Origin of the sequence: Streptomyces sp. NPDC052079, assembly GCF_040680275.1 — a bacterium.
Taxonomy (GTDB): Bacteria; Actinomycetota; Actinomycetes; order Streptomycetales; family Streptomycetaceae; genus Streptomyces.
The window spans coordinates 328,483-347,398 of the sequence record NZ_JBFAWL010000002.1 but is presented as its reverse complement, the minus strand read 5'-3'; the positions used below and the strand labels follow the sequence as shown (position 1 = coordinate 347,398).

At 72.5% G+C, this 18,916-nt stretch carries 16 protein-coding genes; 11 read left to right on the top strand and 5 right to left on the bottom strand.

Annotation, left to right across the window (positions count from 1 at the left end; all coding sequences use genetic code 11):
- Window positions 1-15: 15 nt before the first annotated feature.
- Window positions 16-1,539, top strand: coding sequence for a 3-hydroxyacyl-CoA dehydrogenase (locus AB0L56_RS06040; RefSeq protein ID WP_365419511.1), 1,524 nt, complete (start codon window positions 16-18; stop codon window positions 1,537-1,539).
- Window positions 1,536-2,126 (top strand): TetR/AcrR family transcriptional regulator, encoded by a 591-nt coding sequence (locus AB0L56_RS06035; RefSeq protein WP_361026607.1) that lies wholly within the window; start codon window positions 1,536-1,538, stop codon window positions 2,124-2,126. Before AB0L56_RS06040 ends, AB0L56_RS06035 begins: the two co-directional genes overlap by 4 nt.
- A 49-nt stretch (window positions 2,127-2,175) precedes the next feature.
- Here the strand turns inward: AB0L56_RS06035 and AB0L56_RS06030 are convergent, their stop codons facing one another.
- The gene (locus tag AB0L56_RS06030) at window positions 2,176-2,661 is read right to left on the bottom strand and encodes an Lrp/AsnC family transcriptional regulator (RefSeq protein WP_361027139.1); all 486 of its coding nucleotides are present in this window, start codon (window positions 2,659-2,661) and stop codon (window positions 2,176-2,178) included.
- Window positions 2,662-2,847: 186 nt separating this feature from the next.
- On the opposite strand from AB0L56_RS06030, the gene pdhA reads away from it, so the two are divergent.
- From pdhA to AB0L56_RS06000, 6 genes are all read left to right on the top strand, one after another.
- On the top strand, window positions 2,848-3,990 hold the full coding sequence (gene pdhA / locus AB0L56_RS06025; protein WP_365419507.1) for a pyruvate dehydrogenase (acetyl-transferring) E1 component subunit alpha: 1,143 nt from the start codon (window positions 2,848-2,850) through the stop codon (window positions 3,988-3,990).
- Window positions 3,987-4,991 (top strand): alpha-ketoacid dehydrogenase subunit beta, encoded by a 1,005-nt coding sequence (locus AB0L56_RS06020; RefSeq protein ID WP_365419504.1) that lies wholly within the window; start codon window positions 3,987-3,989, stop codon window positions 4,989-4,991. Before pdhA ends, AB0L56_RS06020 begins: the two co-directional genes overlap by 4 nt.
- Window positions 4,991-6,466, top strand: a complete 1,476-nt coding sequence (locus AB0L56_RS06015) for a dihydrolipoamide acetyltransferase family protein (RefSeq protein ID WP_365419501.1) — start codon at window positions 4,991-4,993, stop codon at window positions 6,464-6,466. The genes AB0L56_RS06020 and AB0L56_RS06015 overlap by 1 nt, the downstream gene beginning before the upstream one ends.
- 94 nt (window positions 6,467-6,560) lie before the next feature.
- On the top strand, window positions 6,561-7,511 hold the full coding sequence (locus AB0L56_RS06010; RefSeq protein WP_365419498.1) for an NTP transferase domain-containing protein: 951 nt from the start codon (window positions 6,561-6,563) through the stop codon (window positions 7,509-7,511).
- Window positions 7,508-8,878, top strand: coding sequence for a molybdopterin molybdotransferase MoeA (locus tag AB0L56_RS06005; RefSeq protein WP_365419495.1), 1,371 nt, complete (start codon window positions 7,508-7,510; stop codon window positions 8,876-8,878). The genes AB0L56_RS06010 and AB0L56_RS06005 overlap by 4 nt, the downstream gene beginning before the upstream one ends.
- Complete coding sequence (locus tag AB0L56_RS06000) at window positions 8,875-9,972, top strand: potassium channel family protein (RefSeq protein WP_361026589.1); 1,098 nt, start codon at window positions 8,875-8,877, stop codon at window positions 9,970-9,972. The genes AB0L56_RS06005 and AB0L56_RS06000 overlap by 4 nt, the downstream gene beginning before the upstream one ends.
- Before the next feature lie 13 nt (window positions 9,973-9,985).
- On the opposite strand, the gene AB0L56_RS05995 is transcribed toward AB0L56_RS06000, so the two are convergent.
- Both AB0L56_RS05995 and AB0L56_RS05990 read right to left on the bottom strand, forming a co-directional pair.
- Window positions 9,986-10,834, bottom strand: coding sequence for an ABC transporter permease (locus AB0L56_RS05995; protein ID WP_361026586.1), 849 nt, complete (start codon window positions 10,832-10,834; stop codon window positions 9,986-9,988).
- Window positions 10,831-11,859, bottom strand: a complete 1,029-nt coding sequence (locus AB0L56_RS05990) for an ATP-binding cassette domain-containing protein (RefSeq protein ID WP_365419490.1) — start codon at window positions 11,857-11,859, stop codon at window positions 10,831-10,833. Before AB0L56_RS05990 ends, AB0L56_RS05995 begins: the two co-directional genes overlap by 4 nt.
- A gap of 131 nt (window positions 11,860-11,990) precedes the next feature.
- Between AB0L56_RS05990 and AB0L56_RS05985 the strand changes: the two genes are divergently transcribed.
- Window positions 11,991-12,974, top strand: a complete 984-nt coding sequence (locus AB0L56_RS05985; protein ID WP_365419487.1) for an NAD(P)H-quinone oxidoreductase — start codon at window positions 11,991-11,993, stop codon at window positions 12,972-12,974.
- Between the two features lie 40 nt (window positions 12,975-13,014).
- Here AB0L56_RS05985 and AB0L56_RS05980 read toward each other — a convergent pair whose 3' ends face one another.
- Window positions 13,015-13,629 carry a hypothetical protein gene (locus tag AB0L56_RS05980; protein ID WP_365419484.1) on the bottom strand — a complete coding sequence of 205 codons (615 nt, stop codon included), beginning with the start codon at window positions 13,627-13,629 and terminating at the stop codon, window positions 13,015-13,017.
- Between the two features lie 189 nt (window positions 13,630-13,818).
- On the opposite strand from AB0L56_RS05980, the gene AB0L56_RS05975 reads away from it, so the two are divergent.
- The gene (locus AB0L56_RS05975) at window positions 13,819-14,361 is read left to right on the top strand and encodes a bacterial proteasome activator family protein (protein ID WP_361026574.1); all 543 of its coding nucleotides are present in this window, start codon (window positions 13,819-13,821) and stop codon (window positions 14,359-14,361) included.
- 679 nt (window positions 14,362-15,040) lie between these two features.
- Here the strand turns inward: AB0L56_RS05975 and AB0L56_RS05970 are convergent.
- Window positions 15,041-16,651 (bottom strand): protein kinase, encoded by a 1,611-nt coding sequence (locus tag AB0L56_RS05970; protein WP_365419481.1) that lies wholly within the window; start codon window positions 16,649-16,651, stop codon window positions 15,041-15,043.
- A 358-nt stretch (window positions 16,652-17,009) separates the two neighbouring features.
- Between AB0L56_RS05970 and AB0L56_RS05965 the strand changes: the two genes are divergently transcribed.
- The gene (locus AB0L56_RS05965; protein WP_365419479.1) at window positions 17,010-18,617 is read left to right on the top strand and encodes a protein kinase; all 1,608 of its coding nucleotides are present in this window, start codon (window positions 17,010-17,012) and stop codon (window positions 18,615-18,617) included.
- Window positions 18,618-18,916: the final 299 nt, after the last annotated feature.

The following is an 18,916-nucleotide window of genomic DNA, read 5'->3' as shown; positions in this document are numbered from 1 at the left end:
GGGAGGATCGCGCACATGACAGCACTCGACCTCAGCAGTCCCGTGGCCGTGGTCGGCACCGGCACCATGGGGCAGGGAATCGCCCAGGTCGCGCTGGTCGCGGGCCACCCCGTGCGGCTGTACGACGCCGCTCCCGGCCGGGCCCGGCAGGCGGCTGACGCGATCGGCGCCCGGCTCGACCGTCTGGTGGAGAAGGAGCGCCTGACCGCCGCCGAGCGGGACGCGGCGCGCGCCCGTCTGCGACCCGTCGAGGAGCTCACCGGACTCGCCGGCTGCTCCCTGGTCGTCGAGGCGGTCCTGGAGCGTCTCGACGTCAAGCAGGAGCTGTTCCGCGCGCTGGAGGACATCGTCTCCGAGGACTGTCTGCTCGCCACCAACACCTCCTCCCTGTCGGTCACCGCGATCGGCGGAGCCCTGCGGCTGCCCGGCCGTTTCGTGGGCCTGCACTTCTTCAACCCCGCGCCGCTGCTGCCGCTCGTCGAGGTCGTCTCCGGGTTCGCCACCGACGACACCAGCGCCACGCGCGCGTACGAGACGGCCCGCGCCTGGGGCAAGACGCCCGTGGCCTGCGCCGACACTCCCGGGTTCATCGTCAACCGCGTCGCCCGGCCCTTCTACGCCGAGGCCTTCGCGGTGTACGAGTCCCGGGGCGCCGACCCGGCCACCATCGACGCGGTGCTGCGCGAGTGCGGCGGTTTCCGGATGGGCGCGTTCGAGCTGACCGACCTCATCGGCCAGGACGTCAACGAGTCCGTTACCCATTCCGTGTGGCAGTCCTTCTTCCAGGACGTGCGCTTCACCCCGTCGCTCGCGCAGCGCCGTCTGGTCGAGTCCGGGCACCTCGGCCGCAAGACCGGACACGGCTGGTACGACCACAGGGACGGCGCCGAGCGCCCCGAGCCGCACACCGCGCGGCCCGCACGGCCGCCCGCGTACGTCGTCGCCGAAGGCGGTCCTGGACCCGCCTCGGAGCTGCTCGCCCTGATCCGCGAGGCGGGCATCGAGGTGCGCGAGGAGAACGAGGCGGACGAGGACAACGGCACCCGGCTGGTGCTGCCGGGCGGCGGTCGGCTGGTGCTCGCCGACGGGCGGACCTCCGCGGAGTTCCGCGATGTCGTCCACTTCGACCTCGCCCTGGACTACCGCAGGGCCACGCGCATCGCCCTGTCGCACGCCTCGCACACCTCCCCGGTGACCGTCGCCGAGGCCACCGGGCTGTTCCAGGCACTCGGCAAGAAGGTCAGCGTCATCGGGGACGTCCCGGGGATGATCGTCGCGCGGACGGTGGCCCGGATCATCGACCTCGCGGTGGAGGCCGTCGCCAAGGGCGTAGCCACGGAGGACGACATCGACACCGCGATGCGGCTGGGCGTGAACTACCCCCTGGGGCCCTTCGAGTGGAGCCGCCGCCTCGGCCGCGGCTGGGCCCACGCCCTGCTGGACGAGATGCACAAGGTCGACCGGTCCGGCCGCTACGCGCCCTCCCTCGCGCTCCACCAGTGCGCGTGCGCCACCCGCGAGAGGGAGGACACCCCGTGACCACCGCCAAGCGCGACACGTACACCCCGGAGACGCTGCTGAGCGTCGCCGTCCAGGTGTTCAACGAACGCGGCTACGACGGCACCTCCATGGAGCACCTCTCCAAGGCCGCCGGCATCTCCAAGTCGTCGATCTACCACCACGTGGCCGGTAAGGAGGAACTGCTGCGCCGCGCGGTCAGCCGGGCGCTGGACGGGCTGTTCGGCATCCTCGATGAGGAGCGGGCGGCCACGGGGCGCGCGGCCGAGCGGCTGGAGTACGTCGTACGGCGCATGGTCGAGGTCCTCATCGCCGAGCTGCCGTATGTGACGCTGCTGCTGCGGGTGCGCGGCAACACGGACACCGAACGGTGGGCGCTGGAGCGGCGGCGTGAGTTCGACCACCGGGTGGCCGCGCTGCTGAAGGCCGCGGCGGCCGACGGCGACGTGCGCGAGGACATAGAGGTGCGCCTGGTGACCCGGCTGGTCTTCGGCATGATCAACTCGATCGTGGAGTGGTACCGGCCGGACGGGCGCGGCATGAACGAGCGCGAGGTGGCCGACGCGGTGACGCAGCTGGCCTTCGAAGGGCTGCGCAAAGCGGGCTGAAAACGTTCCGTCCCGTCCGGGCGTCCGCCCCTCCGGCGGGCGGCGGTCCTCAGCCCTGCGGCTCCAGGTCCTCCTCCTCGAATACCAGCAGGGTGCGCGTGCTGAGCACCTCGGGGATCGCCTGGAGCCGGGTCAGCACCAGCTCGCGCAGCGCCCGGTTGTCGGGCGTGTGCACCAGCAGCAGTACGTCGAAATCACCGCCCACCAGCGCGATGTGCGAGGCGCCGGGAAGCTCTCTGAGCTGCTCGCGGACCGTGCGCCAGGTGTTCTGGACGATCTTCAGGGTGATGTACGCGGACGTCCCGTGACCGGCCCGTTCGTGGTCGACGCGGGCCCCGAAGCCCCGTATGACACCGTCCTCGACGAGCCGGTTGATCCGCGCGTATGCGTTCGCGCGGGAGACGTGGACCCGTTCGGCGACCGAGCGGATGGACGCGCGGCCGTCCGCCTGGAGCATCCGCAGGATGTCCTGGTCGATGGCGTCCAGAGGCCGTGCGGGAGGCAGCGACCCGATCCCCTCCTGGCCCTCGGCCATTTGTTCAGATGCCACCCGCCCCCACCTTTCCGCCGTGGACGTACTGCATCCATCTCAGGCTGTGGAGAACCGTTTGTCCACAGCCTGGTGCCACCCATAGCCAAAATGTGCCGACGACCGAACAATCGGTTGGGTGAGGCGCGTCACAGACGCCGCGCCTCCGGGATCCCACGAGGAGGTGCCGTCATGACGGTCATGGAGCAGCGGGGGGCCTACCGGCCGACCCCGCCGCCCGCCTGGCAGCCCCGCACCGACCCCGCGCCGCTGCTGCCGGACGCGGAGCCGTACCGCGTCCTCGGTACCGAGGCGGCCGTCAAGGCCGACCCGGAGCTGCTGCGCCGGCTGTACGCCGAGCTGGTGAAGGGCCGCCGCTACAACGCGCAGGCCACCGCCCTCACCAAGCAGGGCCGTCTCGCGGTCTACCCCTCCAGCACCGGCCAGGAGGCCTGCGAGGTCGCCGCCGCCCTCGTCCTGGAGCAGCGCGACTGGCTCTTCCCGAGCTACCGCGACACCCTCGCCGTCGTCGCGCGCGGTGTGGACCCCGTCGAGGCCCTCACCCTGCTGCGCGGCGACTGGCACACCGGCTACGACCCTTACGAGCACCGGGTGGCACCGCTGAGCACCCCCCTCGCCACCCAGCTGCCGCACGCCGTGGGTCTCGCCCACGCCGCCCGCCTCAAGGGAGACGACGTGGTCGCCCTCGCCATGGTCGGCGACGGCGGCACCAGCGAGGGCGACTTCCACGAGGCGCTGAACTTCGCCGCCGTATGGCAGGCGCCGGTGGTCTTCCTCGTCCAGAACAACGGCTTCGCGATCTCCGTACCGCTCGCCAAGCAGACCGCGGCCCCGTCGCTGGCCCACAAGGCCGTCGGCTACGGGATGCCCGGCCGCCTGGTCGACGGCAACGACGCCGCCGCCGTGCACGAGGTGCTGTCCGACGCCGTGCGGCACGCCCGCGCGGGCGGCGGACCAACCCTGGTGGAGGCGATCACCTACCGCGTGGAGGCCCACACCAACGCCGACGACGCCACCCGCTACCGCGGCGACTCCGAGGTCGAGACCTGGAAGCGGCACGACCCGATCGCGCTGCTGGAGCGGGAGCTGACCGGGCGCGGACTGCTCGACGACACGGCCGTCCAGACCGCCCGCCAGGACGCCGAGACCATGGCCGCCGACCTGCGCGCCCGCATGAACCAGGACCCGGCGCTCGATCCCATGGACCTCTTCGCCCACGTCTACGCCGAGCCCACCCCCCAGCTGCTGGAGCAGCGGGAGCAGCTGCGGGCCGAGCTGACGGCCGAGGCCGAGCAGGAAGGGGCGCAGCGATGACCACGGTCGCCGCCAAGCCGGCCACCATGGCGCAGGCCCTCACGCGCGCCATGCGCGACGCCATGGCTGCCGACCCGTCCGTGCACGTCATGGGCGAGGACGTCGGCACGCTCGGCGGTGTCTTCCGGGTCACCGACGGACTCGCCAAGGAATTCGGCGACGACCGCTGCACCGACACGCCGCTGGCCGAGGCGGGCATCCTGGGCACGGCCGTGGGCATGGCCATGTACGGGCTGCGCCCGGTGGTGGAGATGCAGTTCGACGCGTTCGCCTACCCGGCGTTCGAGCAGCTCGTCTCGCACGTCGCGAGGATGCGCAACCGCACGCGCGGGAAGATGCCGCTGCCCCTCACCATCCGCGTCCCCTACGGCGGCGGCATCGGTGGCGTCGAGCACCACAGCGACTCCTCCGAGGCGTACTACATGGCGACTCCGGGGCTCCACGTCGTCACGCCCGCGACCGTCGCGGACGCCTACGGGCTGCTGCGCGCCGCCATCGCCTCCGACGACCCGGTCGTCGTCCTGGAGCCCAAGCGGCTCTACTGGTCGAAGGACGCCTGGAACCCGGAGGAGCCGACGGCCGTTGAACCGATAGGCCGTGCGGTGGTGCGGCGCTCCGGCCGGAGCGCCACCCTCATCACCTACGGGCCGTCCGTACCCGTCTGCATGGAGGCGGCGGAGGCGGCCCGGGCCGAGGGCTGGGATCTCGAGGTGGTCGATCTGCGCTCCCTGGTGCCGTTCGACGACGAGACGGTGTGCGCCTCGGTACGGCGGACGGGACGCGCGGTCGTCGTCCACGAGTCGGGTGGCTTCGCCGGCCCGGGCGGGGAGATCGCGGCCCGGGTCACGGAGCGCTGCTTCCACCATCTGGAGGCGCCGGTGCTGCGTGTGGCCGGGTTCGACCTGCCGTACCCGCCGCCGATGCTGGAGCGCCACCACCTGCCCGGTGTGGACCGGATCCTGGACGCCGTGGGGCGCCTGCAGTGGGAGGCCGAGAGCTGATGGCACAGGTGCTGGAGTTCAAGCTGCCCGACCTCGGTGAGGGACTTACCGAGGCGGAGATCGTGCGCTGGCTGGTCGAGGTCGGCGATGTCGTCGCCGTGGACCAGCCGGTCGTCGAGGTCGAGACGGCCAAGGCGATGGTCGAGGTGCCCTGCCCCTACGGCGGTGTGGTCACCGCCCGGTTCGGTGCCGAGGGCACGGAGCTGCCCGTCGGCGCTCCGCTGCTGACGGTCGCGGTGGGAGAGGCGGCCGAGGGCCGCCCGGCCGGCGGTGCGGACGCCGCCGGGGCCGTCGACGCCGCACCCGCCGCGGACGCTGCGGAGGCACGCGGCGGTGCACCGGCCACGGAGGGCTCCGGCAACGTCCTGGTCGGCTACGGCACCTCCGAGGCACCGGCCCGTCGCCGCCGGATCCGTCCGGCAGGTCCCGTGTCCGCCGCGTCCGCTTCCGCCGCGTCCGCCACACCCGCGGCGAACGGGCAGCTCAGGCCCACCGGGGTGACAAAGCCCGCGGAGCCGGCCGACACACGGACCCGCACCTCCGGGGCCGGGGACGGACCCGTCCCCGTGATCTCCCCACTGGTGCGCCGGCTGGCCCGGCAGAACGGTCTGGATCTGCGGGAGATGACCGGTTCCGGGCCCGACGGGCTGATCCTGCGGGCCGACGTGGAGTACGCGCTGCGTGCCGCCGCCACACAGGGCCCCACGAACCCCGAGGCAGGCCAACTACGGACGCACGCCGCCCCGGCGGCTGCCACGCCGGCCGCCGCCCCCGCGGGCGCCCCGGCCGTCACCCGCATCCCCCTCAAGGGCATCCGCGGTGCCGTCGCCGACAAGCTCTCCCGCAGCCGCACCGAGATACCGGACGCGACCTGCTGGGTGGACGCCGACGCGACCGAACTGATGCGGACCCGCGCTGCCATGAACGCGGCCGGCGGGCCGAAGATCTCCGTCCTCGCCCTGCTGGCCCGGATCTGCACCGCCGCGCTGGCCCGCTTCCCCGAGCTCAACTCCTCGGTGGACTCCGGGGCCAGGGAGATCGTCCGGTACGACGCCGTGCACCTCGGTTTCGCCGCGCAGACCGACCGGGGGCTCGTCGTCCCCGTCGTCCGGGACGCGCACACGCGGGACGCGGAGTCGCTCACGGCGGAGTTCGCCCGGCTGACCGAGGCCGCCCGGGCCGGGACACTGACACCGGCGGAACTCACCGGCGGCACCTTCACGTTGAACAACTACGGCGTGTTCGGTGTCGACGGTTCCACACCGATCATCAACCACCCCGAGGCCGCCATGCTCGGCGTCGGCCGCATCGTGCCCAAGCCGTGGGTGCACGAGGGCGAGCTGGCGGTGCGCCAGGTCGTGCAGCTCTCGTTCACCTTCGACCACCGCGTCTGCGACGGCGGTACGGCGGGAGGCTTCCTGCGCCATGTGGCGGACTGCGTGGAGCAACCGGCGGTGCTGCTGCGGACCCTGTGAGTCCACCGGGCATCCCCGGCCTCCCTGGCCTCCCCGGCCGTGTCCGCGTGCCCCCGCATTCCCCTGTGATCGCGGGGGCACGCATACTCGGGGGGTGACCGAGTTCCAGCCGCCCGGTGATCCCTCCGGCGACCCTCCCGGGGGGCCCGATACCGCGTACGACGCCGTCGTGCTCGCCGGTGGTGCCGCCCGGCGGCTCGGCGGCGCGGACAAGCCCGGTGTGCGCGTCGGCGGACGGGCGCTCCTGGACCGGGTGCTCGCGGCCTGTGCCGACGCCCGGACCACGGTGGTCGTCGCCGGTCCCCGCCCCACCGCCCGGCCCGTGGTCTGGGCCCGCGAGGAGCCCCCGGGCGGCGGGCCCCTGGCCGCGCTCGACGCCGGGCTCCGGCACATCACCGCCGGCCATGTCGTCCTGCTCTCCGCCGACCTGCCCTTCCTCGAACGGGACACCGTCGAGGCGCTGTTGGCGACCCTGCGCCGCGGCACGGCCGACGGTGTGCTGCTGACCGACTCCGACGGCCGGGACCAGCCGCTCGTGGCCGCGTACCGGACCTCGTCCCTGCGCCGCGAACTGGCCGTGCTCACCGGACGGCACGGCGATCTGACCGGACTCCCCCTGCGCCGGCTGACCCGCGCGCTCGGCCTCACCCGTATGTCCGACCCGGTGGCGTCCTTCGACTGCGACACCTGGGACGACATCGCCACTGCCAGGGCACGGATCAGGGAGCATGGACACGTGTTGGACGAATGGATCTCCGCAGTCAAGGACGAGCTGGGCATCGACCTGGACGTCGACACCGGCGTGCTGCTCGACCTGGCCCGCGACGCCGCCCACGGCGTGGCCAGGCCCGCCGCACCGCTGACCACCTTCCTTGTCGGCTACGCGGCCGCCCGGGCGGGCGGCGGCCCGGACGCCGTGGCCGAAGCTGCCCGCAAGGCAGCGGCGCTCGCCGGACGCTGGGCGGAGGAGGACACCCCGGATGCGGCGTCCTCCGCCGGCGCGGCACCCGCCGCCGCACCCGACCCCCGCCCGGAAGCAGAATGACCGCGCATGTCACCCGGGCCGATGAGGACGCCGATGACCTCGACGTCGAGGAGGCGCTCGCCCTCGTGAACGAACCACGCGACCGCCCCGGCGGCGACCACACCCCCGGCGGCACCGGCCGCCCTCCACATGACCACGCCACCGACTGGGCCGAGGCACGGGCCATCGCCGAACGCGCCCCGCGCCACGGTCCCGCCGGGCGCACCGGCCATCTGCCCACCGAGGCCGTTCCCCTCGACTCCGCCCTCGGTCTCACCCTGGCCGTCCCGCTCACCGCCCTCACCGACCTGCCCCCGTTCGACACGTCGGCGATGGACGGCTGGGCGGTCTCCGGCCCCGGCCCGTGGGACGTACGGGAGGAAGGCGTCCTGGCCGGGCATGCCGAGCAGGCACCGCTCGCCGACGGCGAGGCCGTCCGTATCGCCACCGGCGCCCGTGTCCCCCCGGACACCACCGCCGTGCTCCGCAGCGAACACGGACGCCGCGACGACAAGGGTCGGCTGCACGTCACCGCCGCCGACCGGGCAGCGCACACCGTCAGCCACGGCCAGGACATCCGCCCCCGCGGCCAGGAGTGCCGCAGGAGGGACCAGCTGCTCCCCGCGGGCACGCTCGTGACCCCGCCCGTCCTGGGCATGGCCGCGGCCGCCGGGTACGACACCCTCATGGCCGTTCCGCGCCCCCGCGCCGCCGTGTTCATCCTCGGGGACGAGCTGCTCGGCGGGGGATTGCCGCACGACGGGCTGATCCGGGACGCGCTGGGCCCGCTGCTGCCGCCCTGGCTCCGCGCGCTCGGTGCGGAGATCACCGACGTACGCCGGATCGGGGACGACGGAGAGGCCCTGCACGAGGCGATCACCGGCTGCGACGCCGATGTCGTCGTCACCACCGGAGGCACGGCCGCCGGTCCGGTGGACCATGTGCACCCCACGCTGCGCCGCATCGGTGCCGAACTTCTCGTGGACGGCGTCAAGGTGCGCCCGGGCCACCCCATGCTCCTGGCCCGCACCAAGGAGAGCCAGTACCTCGTCGGGCTGCCCGGCAACCCCCTGGCCGCCGTCTCCGGCCTGCTCACCCTCGCCGAGCCCCTCCTGCGGACCCTTGCCGCCCGCCCCGCGCCGGAGCCGTACACGCTGCCGCTGCGGGACCGGGTGCAAGGACACCCCCACGACACCCGGCTGATCCCCGTCGCCCTGCGGGGCAACCGGGCGCTGCCGCTGCTCTACAACGGTCCGGCCATGCTGCGGGGCATCGCGGCGGCCGACGCACTCGCCGTCGTACGCCCCGGCGGGTCGGGTCCCGGTGAAGAGGCGGAACTGATCGACTTGCCCTGGGCGTCCGGGGGAATCGGGGTGTGTTTCACGTGAAACTTCCGGGCCAGGACGCCATCGCTCGCCAGGCGGACGAACATCTGGTGACCCATCGGGTGAAACTCCCGAGGAAACTGGTGGAACATCCGATCCGCCAGGTCACCAAGCGGCTGTCGATCGCCCTGGTGGTGCTCGTCGTGACGGCGCTCGTCGTGTACGCCGACCGAGACGGCTACACCGACAACTCCGACGGCTCCCTCGATCTCCTCGACGCCTTCTACTATGCGACCGTCACCCTCTCCACCACCGGGTACGGAGACATCACACCGGTCACCGACGGCGCCCGGCTCACCAATATCTTCGTCATCACGCCGCTGCGTGTGCTGTTCCTGATCATCCTGGTCGGCACCACCCTCGAGGCCCTCACCGAACGCACCCGGGAGGAGTGGCGACTGAACCGCTGGAGGTCCATGTTGCGCGATCACACCGTTGTCGTCGGGTTCGGCACCAAGGGCAGGTCGGCGATCAAGACGGTCTGCGCGACGGGGCTGCGCAAGGAGCAGGTCGTGGTGGTCGATCCCAGTGCCAAGGCGATCGAAGCCGCCACGGCGGACGGCTTCGCGGGCGTCATAGGCGATGCCACCCGGAGCGAGGTGCTGAAGCAGGCCGAGCTGCAACGGGCACGGCAGATCATCATCGCGACGCAGCGCGACGATACGGCCGTCCTGGTGACGCTGACGGCGCGGCAGCTCAACCGGGGCGCGAAGATCGTCGCCGCGGTGCGCGAGGAGGAGAACGCCCCGCTGCTGAAGCAGTCGGGTGCCGACGCGGTCATCACCAGCGCCAGCGCGGCCGGGCGGCTGCTCGGGCTCTCCGTGCTCAGCCCCTCGGCCGGCATGGTCATGGAGGACCTCATCCAGCAGGGGAGCGGTCTCGACATCGTGGAGCGGCCGGTCATAAAGGCGGAAGTGGGAAAGACCCCGCGCGAGACGAACGACCTGGTGGTGAGCGTCGTACGCGGGCACCGGGTGCTCGGCTACGACGATCCGGACGTCGGGACGCTGCAACTGACGGACCGGCTGATCACCATCGTGCGGGCGACGCCGGGCACACAGGTCGCCCCGGACATCCGCCCAATCCCCCGAGGCTGAGCCCCGTCCCCCGCTACTTCCGGTTGTACAGCCGCATCGTGACCGGCCCGAAGATCACCACGAACAGCGCGGCCCAGCCCAGCGTCCAGGCGATCTCGTCGGCCGGCCAGTTGCCCGCCATCAGCCCGCGCACGGCGGATGCGAGGTGGGTGACGGGACTGTTGTTGACGAAGGCCTGGAGCCAGCCCGGCATGGTGCGCGGGTCGACGAAGACGTTGGACAGGAAGGTGAGCGGGAAGATCACCATCATGCTGACGCCCATCACCGACTTCTCGGTGCGCAGCAGCAGCCCGAACATCGTCCAGATCCACGAGAAGGCGAACGAGAACAGCACCAGCAGCGCGATCCCGGCGAGCACGCCGGCCACTCCGCCGTCGGCGCGGTAGCCGAGGATCATGCCGACGGTCAGCATCACGAGCGACGCGAGGGTGTAGCGCAGGGCGTCGCCGAGCAGATAGCCGACCATGGTCGACGGCCGCCAGATCGGCAGGCTGCGGAAGCGGTCGAAGACACCCTTCTCGATGTCCGTGTTGACCGAGACGCCGGTGTACATCGTGATCATCACGACCGACATCACCAGGATGCCCGGCAGCAGGAACTGGATGTACTCCTTCGGCGATCCGGCCAGCGCCCCGCCGAACAGGTACGTGTACATCAGCACCATCATGATCGGGAACGCCGTGACGTCGAAGAGCTGCTCCGGCACGTGCTTGATCTTGAGGATGGCGCGCCAGCCGAAGGTCAGCGAGGCCGACCAGGCGCTCGGCCGCGGCGGTCGCTCCTTGGCGACGAGCAGATCGGCCAGGGAGTCGGTGCGCACCGGGGCGAGCTCGCTGCTTTCGGTGGTGGTCGTGGTGCTCATGCCGCCACCTCGTCCTTCGGGTCGTGGGCGTCGTCGGATCCGGAGCCGGGCTGCTGGGTGTCGTGGCCGGTGAGGGCCAGGAACACCTCGTCCAGGCTGGGCTGGCCGAGTGAGAAGTTGTCGACGGTGATGCCGGCGCGGGCCAGTTCGTTCAGCGCGCGGGCGGCCTGCTCGGCGGCGGTGTCGTCGCTCGCCGCCGTGGTGAGCCGGGCGGTGAGCGCCACCGGGTCGGGCTCGGTCTGCACCTGGGCGTCGAGGGCCCGGCGCAGCAGGTCCGCGGCGAGCGGCCGCTGATCGGCGTCCCGCAGCCGCAGATGGACGGACCCGGCACCGACGGACGCCTTCAGCTCGCCCTTGGTGCCCTCGGCGATCACCTTGCCGTGGTCGATGACGGCGATCCGGGACGCCAGCTGGTCGGCCTCGTCCAGGTACTGCGTGGTCAGCAGCACCGTCGTGCCCTGGGCGACGACCGCGCGCACGATGTCCCACACCTGGTTGCGGCTGCGCGGGTCCAGGCCGGTGGTCGGCTCGTCGAGGAACAGCAGGTCGGGGGTGTTGAGGATGGACGCGGCGATGTCGATACGGCGCCGCATGCCGCCCGAGTAGTGCTTGACCTGCTTCCCGGCCGCCTCGATGAGGCCGAACGCCTCCAGCAACTGGGCGGCCCGGGTGCGGGCGGCGGGCTTGCGGTGGCCGAGGAGCCGGGCCAGCAGCACCAGGTTCTCGGTACCGGTGAGGTCCTCGTCCACCGAGGCGTACTGACCGGTGAGGCTCACCCGGCCGCGCACCTCGTCGGCCTCGCGGACCACGTCGTGACCGAAGACGTGGGCTTCTCCGCCGTCCGGCCGCAGGAGGGTGGCGAGCATCTTCACGGTGGTGGTCTTCCCGGCGCCGTTCGGCCCGAGGACGCCGTACACCGTGCCGGCCGGCACGGTCAGGTCGACCCCGTCGACGGCCCGTGTCTCACCGAAGGTTTTGACCAGGCCCACGGTCTCGATCGCCGGGCCGGATGGTGGGGTGCGCATGCTTCGTCCTTCCGCGTGCTCGGGCTACGCAGGGGGAGACCCCCACGGTCGCGCAAACTCATCGGTCGCGCACATGGATTTCCGCCGGTCGCACACCTGACCCCCGCGGTCCCAGGAGTACCGTCCCCCTCATGCATGCGATCACGATTCCCGAACCTGGTGGGCCCGAGGCGCTGGTCTGGGACGAGGTCCCCGATCCCGTGGCAGGCGACGGCGAGGTCCTGGTCGAGGTGGTGGCCGGGGCGGTCAACCGGGCCGACATCCTCCAGCGGCAGGGCTTCTACGACCCCCCGCCGGGCGCCTCTCCCTACCCCGGCCTGGAGTGTTCCGGACGGATCGCCGCGCTCGGCCCCGGGGTGAGCGGCTGGGCGGTCGGCGACGAGGTCTGCGCGCTGCTCGCGGGCGGCGGCTACGCCGAGAAGGTCGCAGTGCCCGTCGGGCAGCTGCTGCCGGTCCCGCAGGGGCTCACCGTCGACCAGGCGGCGGCGCTCCCGGAGGCCGTCTGCACGGTCTGGTCGAACGTCTTCATGATCGCCCATCTGCGCCCCGGCGAGACCTTCCTCGTGCACGGCGGCTCCAGCGGCATCGGCACCATGGCGATCCAGCTCGCCAAGGCCGTCGGCGCGAAGGTGGCCGTGACCGCGGGCAGCAAGGAGAAGCTGGAGCGCTGCGCCGAGCTCGGCGCCGACATCCTGATCAACTACCGCGAGCAGGACTTCCTCGCCGAGGTGAAGCAGGCGACCGACGGTGCGGGCGCGGACGTCATCCTGGACATCGTGGGCGCCAAGTACCTGGACCGCAACGTCCGGGCGCTCGCCGTGAACGGCCGGCTGGCGATCATCGGCCTGCAGGGCGGGGCCAAGGGCGAGCTGAACATCGGCGCGCTTCTCAGCAAGCGCGGCGCCATCAGCGCGACCTCGCTGCGGGCGCGGCCCCTGGAGGAGAAGGCGGCGATCGTGGCCGCCGTACGGGAGCACGTGTGGCCGCTCATCGCCGGCGGCCATGTGCGTCCGGTCATCGACCGCGAGATCCCGATGCCGGACGCGGCCGCCGCCCACCGTCTGGTGGAGGAGAGCGGTCACATCGGCAAGGTCCTGCTGGTCACTCCGGGCTGAGCCGGGCCCGGGGGCGACGTGCCCCACGCGGCGGCCGGTCTCAGCCCGACGCCTGGCGCATGCGCAGGGCGACGAAGGCGAGGCCGAAGCCGAGGCCGATGAGTACCAGGCCGCTGCCGAGCGGAAGGATGCGCAGGACGGGCTCGGTGCTCGCGACCGTCTCGGGCGCCGCCGAGTGCGAGGTCGCCGAGGGCACCGGGACCGCCTCCCGGGATGCCGTTGTGTCGCCCCAGGGTGCCTCGGACACGGACTCCTCGCTGTCCGGACGCGGCCCGTGCGGGCGATCGGTGCGATCGGCGCCCGCGCCCTCGTCCTCGTCCTTGGCCTCGCGCCGCTGCTCCCGCCCATGTGGCCCGGTGTCCCGCGACTCCTCGGCCCGCTCGGACCGGCGGGGGTGCTCCCGGCCCTCGCCCGGCGGGTTCTCGGCCCGCGACGGCTGCCCAAAGAGCGAAGACGAGGGCCCTGCCGAGGACGAGGAGGGGAGAGCGGACGGGGTGGAGGGAGAACGGGACGCGGGCTCGGCCCCGACCTCCGACGCCCCGTAGGCGGCCGCCACCGCCGTACCGGACGCGCCCGCGGCGGGGCCGTACGGCAGCAGCGCCGCCCCCGCCCCCAGAACAACCGCCGCTCCCATTGCACGCAGCCATGGAGTCACGACTGTGACCTCCCGCGCCGGCCGGTGCTCGGTCACACCGTCGGCAAGATGGGCCGGATGGACGCCCAACAGCCTCGCATTCCTGGATAAACCCGGCATTTTGGATACCGCCATCCGGTGGATCCGCGACGGCCGTGACTTCCAGGGGCGCCGCCGAGGTGGACCACGGGTGTGCGAGACAATGAAGCCATGGAGATGCCGAGGAACGAACGGTCGCCCGAGAATCCGCAGATCCTGGTCGTCGGCCAGGACGGCATGGCGCTCAGCGGCGGCAGCGGAGACGAGGACTCCCGCGAGACCCCAGTGACGGAACAGGTCGAACAGCCGGCGAAGGTCATGCGGATCGGCAGCATGATCAAGCAGCTGCTGGAGGAGGTGCGAGCGGCTCCTCTGGACGAGGCCAGCCGGGCCCGGCTCAAGGAGATCCACGCCAGCTCGGTGAAGGAGCTGGAGGACGGTCTGGCCCCGGAGCTGGTCGAGGAGCTGGAGCGGCTCTCCTTGCCCTTCACGGACGAGGCCACCCCGAGCGACGCCGAGCTGCGCATCGCGCAGGCCCAGTTGGTGGGCTGGCTGGAGGGCCTCTTCCACGGCATCCAGACCACGCTCTTCGCCCAGCAGATGGCGGCGCGCGCCCAGCTGGAGCAGATGCGCCGAGCCCTCCCCCCGGGCGTCGGCGACGCCAGCCCGGAGGAACCCCACCTGGGCGGCCGCTCCGGCGGCCCGTACCTGTAACCCCGTCCCCCTGTCCCCGCCCGACGGCACGAAGGGGCCCGGCATCCGAATGCCGGGCCCCTTCCGCCTGCGCGCTGACCGGGTGCCCGCCGGCCGGATTCCGCCGCGGGACGCCGACGCGGGGCGCCGGCGCGGCATCGAACCGGGTTGGCGCCCGCGCCGGCGGGCACGGGCAGGCCTGCAGCCGGCCGGCGGTTGCCGCGCGGCGTGGCTCGGCCTGGCCCTTCTGCCGGGCCTCTACCGCCGGCGCCGCACCGCTGGCCGCCGGTTCGGCGAGGACGGCGGGCCAGCGCCGCGACCGCCAGCAGCGCCTGCGCGCTGACCGGGTGCCCGCCGGCCGGATTCCGGCGCGGGGCGCCGGCGCGGCATCGAACCGGGTTGGCGCCCGCGCCGGCGGGCACGGGCAGGCCTGCAGCCGGCCGGCGGTTGCCGCGCGGCGGCGCTCGTCCTGGCCCTTCCTGCCGCCCGCCTCTACCGCCGGCGCCCGCCGTCGGCTGCGGCCCGCCGGGGCCTGCCGCCCGCCGCCGCCGAAGAGACCGGCGCCCAAGAGGCCCGCGGCGAGCCGCCGGGGTGCGCGTCGGCCCGTACCTGTAACCGTCCCGCAGTCCTCGCTCGAACGGCACGAAGGGGCCCGGCAACCGAATGCCGGGCCCCTTCGCCGTGTCGTGTGTCGCCGGGGTCAGGACGGAGGGTTGCCTGTGGAGACCTTGAGGGTGATTTCCGGCATGTCCTCGGGGTCGACGTCCGTGCCCGCCGGGGGGAACTGCTCCCGGATGGAGCCCTCGCCGTAGGTGTTCTCGTTCACCTTGACGATCTTGAAGTTGCCCCAGCCCGCGGCCTGGAAGCACTCCTTCACCGACCCGATGTACTTGAACTTGAAGTTGGGCAGCCGGATCTTCTCGGGGTCGTTGTACGACTCCTGAGGCTCCTCGCACTCTTCCTTGTCGATCGTCTTGGAGGTGTCAGGTCCGCGGTAGCCCGCCGCCTTGCTCGCCGACGCCGAAGCGGAGCCGCTGTTACCCCCGCCGGCGTGCGGGTCCTCCTCGCCGCCGCCGTTCATCAGCAGCGCGGCGACCAGGCCGCCGACGGCCAGGACCGAGACGGCGACGGAACCGATGATCACCGGCTTGTTCCGGCCGCCGCCCCCCGAGCCGCCCGTCCCGGACGTCTGCGGCGCGATGGTGTACGCCGACGGGGCGGGCGTCCCGTAGCCGCCCTGCTGCGGGTAGCCGTACGCCGGTGACGGGGCCGGCGTGCCGTACGGGTTCGGCGGCGGGGTCGGCTGGTACGGCGTCTGGACGTTGCCCGTGGGCGCCGGCGTTGCCTGGTCGACCGGCGGGAACACCGCCGAGCCGACGCCCGCGCCGCTCTGTCCCTGCGCGCCCGGCACGATGCTCGGCGGGGCCGGCTGGAAGGACTGCGCCACCCGCAGGCACTCCCCGCGCATGGCCTCCGCGCTGGGGAAACGCTCGTTCGGGTTCTTCCTCAGGGCACGGGTGATCAGCGCGTCCACGGCCGGCGGCAGCGAACGGTTGATCGAGGAGGCGGTCGGCGGCTCCTCCTGGACGTGCGCGTACGCGATGGCCAGCGGCGAGTCCGCCTCGAACGGCAGCCGCCCGGTGACCAGCTGGAACAGCATGATGCCGACCGAGTACAGGTCGGAGCGCGCGTCGACGCCCCGGCCGAGCGCCTGCTCCGGCGAGAGGTACTGCGGGGTGCCGACGACCATGCCGGTCTGCGTCATCGACGTCACACCGGACTGCATGGCGCGGGCGATGCCGAAGTCCATCACCTTGACCACGCCGCGCTTGGTCATCATCACGTTGCCCGGCTTGATGTCCCGGTGGACCAGCCCCATCTCGTGGCTGATCTCCAGCGCCGCCAGCACGTCCGCGGTGACCTTGAGCGCCTTGTCGGCGGGCATCGCGCCCTGCTGCCGGATGTCCTCGTCCAGCACGGAGCCCAGCGGACGGCCCTCGACGTACTCCATGACGATGTACGGCGTCGTCATGCCGTCCAGATCGTCCTCGCCGGTGTCGAAGACCGACACGATGTTGGTGTGCGTGAGTTTCGCCACGGACTGGGCCTCGCGGCGGAAGCGCTCACGGAACGCCTGCTCCCGGCCGAGTTCCGTGTGCAACGTCTTGATGGCGACCTGACGGTCGAGCACGCTGTCGTAGGCGAGGTGCACCGACGCCATTCCGCCCTGGCCGAGCAGGTCCCGCAGTTGGTACCGTCCGCCGGCGAGCGCCCGCCCCGCGTACTGGCCCTGTGCGCCGTCCTGGCTCATGTTCCGCGTCCCCCGTAGCCTCTCCGGCGCCGCCGTCGGTGGCTGCTTCGTCGACTGTCTCGTCGTAGATCCAATGTGCTATTCCCGGCCAAGTCTGCCCCAGGCCAGTGACACGTCAAGCGCGGTGCCCGTTCCGTGACCGTACGCGAAAGAAGCGTCGCGGAAGCGTTACAGCGGTCGTACGACCGGTACACCGAATTTGCACGACAGTACGGACTGCGGGTTTCATGACCGGTCCGTCTCGTGCCGGTCCCGGCAGCCCGTCCCGGACCAGAGCCTTGTGCAAAGGCTGTAGCGTGGCCGACGGAGACCGTGACAACACCGCGCGCACCGCGGGCAGAAACGACGGCGAGGACTGATGGCACAGCAGCAGCGCGCTCAGGGCCCGTCCGACGACCCCGAGGCGACTGGCGGCGGCATGTCGGACGCGCCGGACAACTGGGGCAACGGCGGGCTCGTCGGCGACGGCCGGTACCGGCTGACCGGCAGACTCGGCCGGGGCGGCATGGCCGAGGTGTTCGCCGCCGAGGACGTCCGGCTCGGCCGCACGGTCGCCGTGAAGCTGCTGCGCTCCGACCTCGCCGAGGACCCGGTGGCCAAGGCCCGCTTCACGCGCGAGGCGCAGTCGGTGGCCGGTCTCAACCACCACGCGATCGTCGCCGTGTACGACTCCGGCGAGGACGTCATCGGCGGCCAGCCGGTGCCGTACATCGTGATGGAGATCGTCGAGGGGCGCACCATCCGCGACCTCCTGATGAACGCCGAGGCCCCCGGCCCCGAGCAGGCGCTGATCATCGTCTCCGGTGTGCTGGAGGCGCTCGCCTATTCGCACCAGCACGGCATCGTGCACCGGGACATCAAGCCCGCCAACGTCATCATCACCCACAACGGCGCCGTCAAGGTGATGGACTTCGGCATCGCCCGCGCGCTGCACGGCGCGTCCACGACAATGACGCAGACCGGCATGGTCATGGGCACCCCGCAGTACCTCTCCCCGGAGCAGGCGCTCGGCAAGGCCGTCGACCACCGCTCCGACCTGTACGCCACCGGCTGCCTGATGTACGAACTGCTGGCGCTGCGTCCCCCGTTCACCGGTGAGACGCCGCTGTCGGTGGTCTACCAGCACGTCCAGGACATCCCCACGCCCCCGTCGGAGGCCTCCGACGCCTGCCCGCCGGAGCTGGACGGGCTGGTCATGCGCTCCCTCGCCAAGGATCCCGACGACCGCTTCCAGACGGCCGAGGAGATGCGCGGGCTGGTCCAGTACGCGCTGCAGATGCTCTACGACCAGGGCGGCCACACCGGCACCTGGAACACCGGCCCGGTGGACCTGCACGAGGGCCCGCCCACCCCGGCGGCCGGCTACGCGGGGACGGCCATGCTGCCGCACCCGGACGCCGCCGGCACGACGGCGATCCCGCAGCCGATCCTGCCCGGCCGGTACGGCGGCGGGGACGACGGCGGCTTCGAGGGCAACGGCAACCGGGGCAGCGGGCGCGGCAAGCTGTGGATCCTCGCGGTGCTCGCGGTGATCGCCGTCGCGGCGGGGGTCGCGCTGGCGCTCAACAACAGCGGCGGGGGCGGAGGCGGCGGCACGACCGACACGTCGCCGTCCGTCACGCAGACCACCGAGGACGAGAAGGCCAGCGAGTCGCCGAGCGACGAGACGGCCGAGGAGACGACCGACCCCGGTACGGACCCGGGCACCGGCTCGGGCGGCCAGGGCGACTGGACGCCCTCGTACGAGCCCACGCAGGCCCCGTCGCAGACGGAGACGCAGGACCCGTCGGGTGAGCCGACGGGCGGCGAGCCGACCGGCGGCGAGCCCTCGACGCCGACGGACCCCGAGACCGAGCAGCCCCCGGTCACCACGCCCGTGACGCCGCCGACGGGTGGTGGCTCCGAGGGCGGGGAGAACGGTGGCCTGGACGGCGGCGCCGACGGAGGGCCCGAAGGCGGCGACTAGGCGTACGGACCCGCGAGGCCGCGGACGCGCCCGGCCACGCGGCGCCGCCTCGCCATGCGGGGCCGCCTCTTCACGCGGGGCGCCCTCGCTCCGTACACCCTGTGCCTCCCCTCGTGGCACGCCGTGCCGTCACTGAAGTCGACCCTTCCCGTGCCCGGGGTGCCCGGGATAACGTGCCGTTGCTCCGGCCTCCTGCAAGGCTGTGACCAGCGCGCCTTGAAGGGCCTGCCCCATTTACTTGGAAATCCAAGCAAAAACGCAGGTCAGAGGGGTTTCACAGAAATGTGGAGCACTGGGTA

Bases quoted from the DNA above. Each gene is read 5' to 3' on its own strand.
- pdhA (WP_365419507.1), top strand. From the start codon at position 2,848: ATGACGGTCATGGAGCAGCGGGGGGCCTACCGGCCGACCCCGCCGCCC.
- AB0L56_RS06005 (WP_365419495.1), top strand. From the start codon at position 7,508: ATGACCGCGCATGTCACCCGGGCCGATGAGGACGCCGATGACCTCGAC.
- AB0L56_RS05985 (WP_365419487.1), top strand. From the start codon at position 11,991: ATGCATGCGATCACGATTCCCGAACCTGGTGGGCCCGAGGCGCTGGTC.
- AB0L56_RS05990 (WP_365419490.1), bottom strand. From the start codon at position 11,859: ATGCGCACCCCACCATCCGGCCCGGCGATCGAGACCGTGGGCCTGGTC.
- AB0L56_RS06015 (WP_365419501.1), top strand. From the start codon at position 4,991: ATGGCACAGGTGCTGGAGTTCAAGCTGCCCGACCTCGGTGAGGGACTT.
- AB0L56_RS05970 (WP_365419481.1), bottom strand. From the start codon at position 16,651: ATGAGCCAGGACGGCGCACAGGGCCAGTACGCGGGGCGGGCGCTCGCC.
- AB0L56_RS05995 (WP_361026586.1), bottom strand. From the start codon at position 10,834: ATGAGCACCACGACCACCACCGAAAGCAGCGAGCTCGCCCCGGTGCGC.
- AB0L56_RS05965 (WP_365419479.1), top strand. From the start codon at position 17,010: ATGGCACAGCAGCAGCGCGCTCAGGGCCCGTCCGACGACCCCGAGGCG.
- AB0L56_RS05975 (WP_361026574.1), top strand. From the start codon at position 13,819: ATGGAGATGCCGAGGAACGAACGGTCGCCCGAGAATCCGCAGATCCTG.
- AB0L56_RS06020 (WP_365419504.1), top strand. From the start codon at position 3,987: ATGACCACGGTCGCCGCCAAGCCGGCCACCATGGCGCAGGCCCTCACG.
- AB0L56_RS06030 (WP_361027139.1), bottom strand. From the start codon at position 2,661: ATGGCCGAGGGCCAGGAGGGGATCGGGTCGCTGCCTCCCGCACGGCCT.
- AB0L56_RS06040 (WP_365419511.1), top strand. From the start codon at position 16: ATGACAGCACTCGACCTCAGCAGTCCCGTGGCCGTGGTCGGCACCGGC.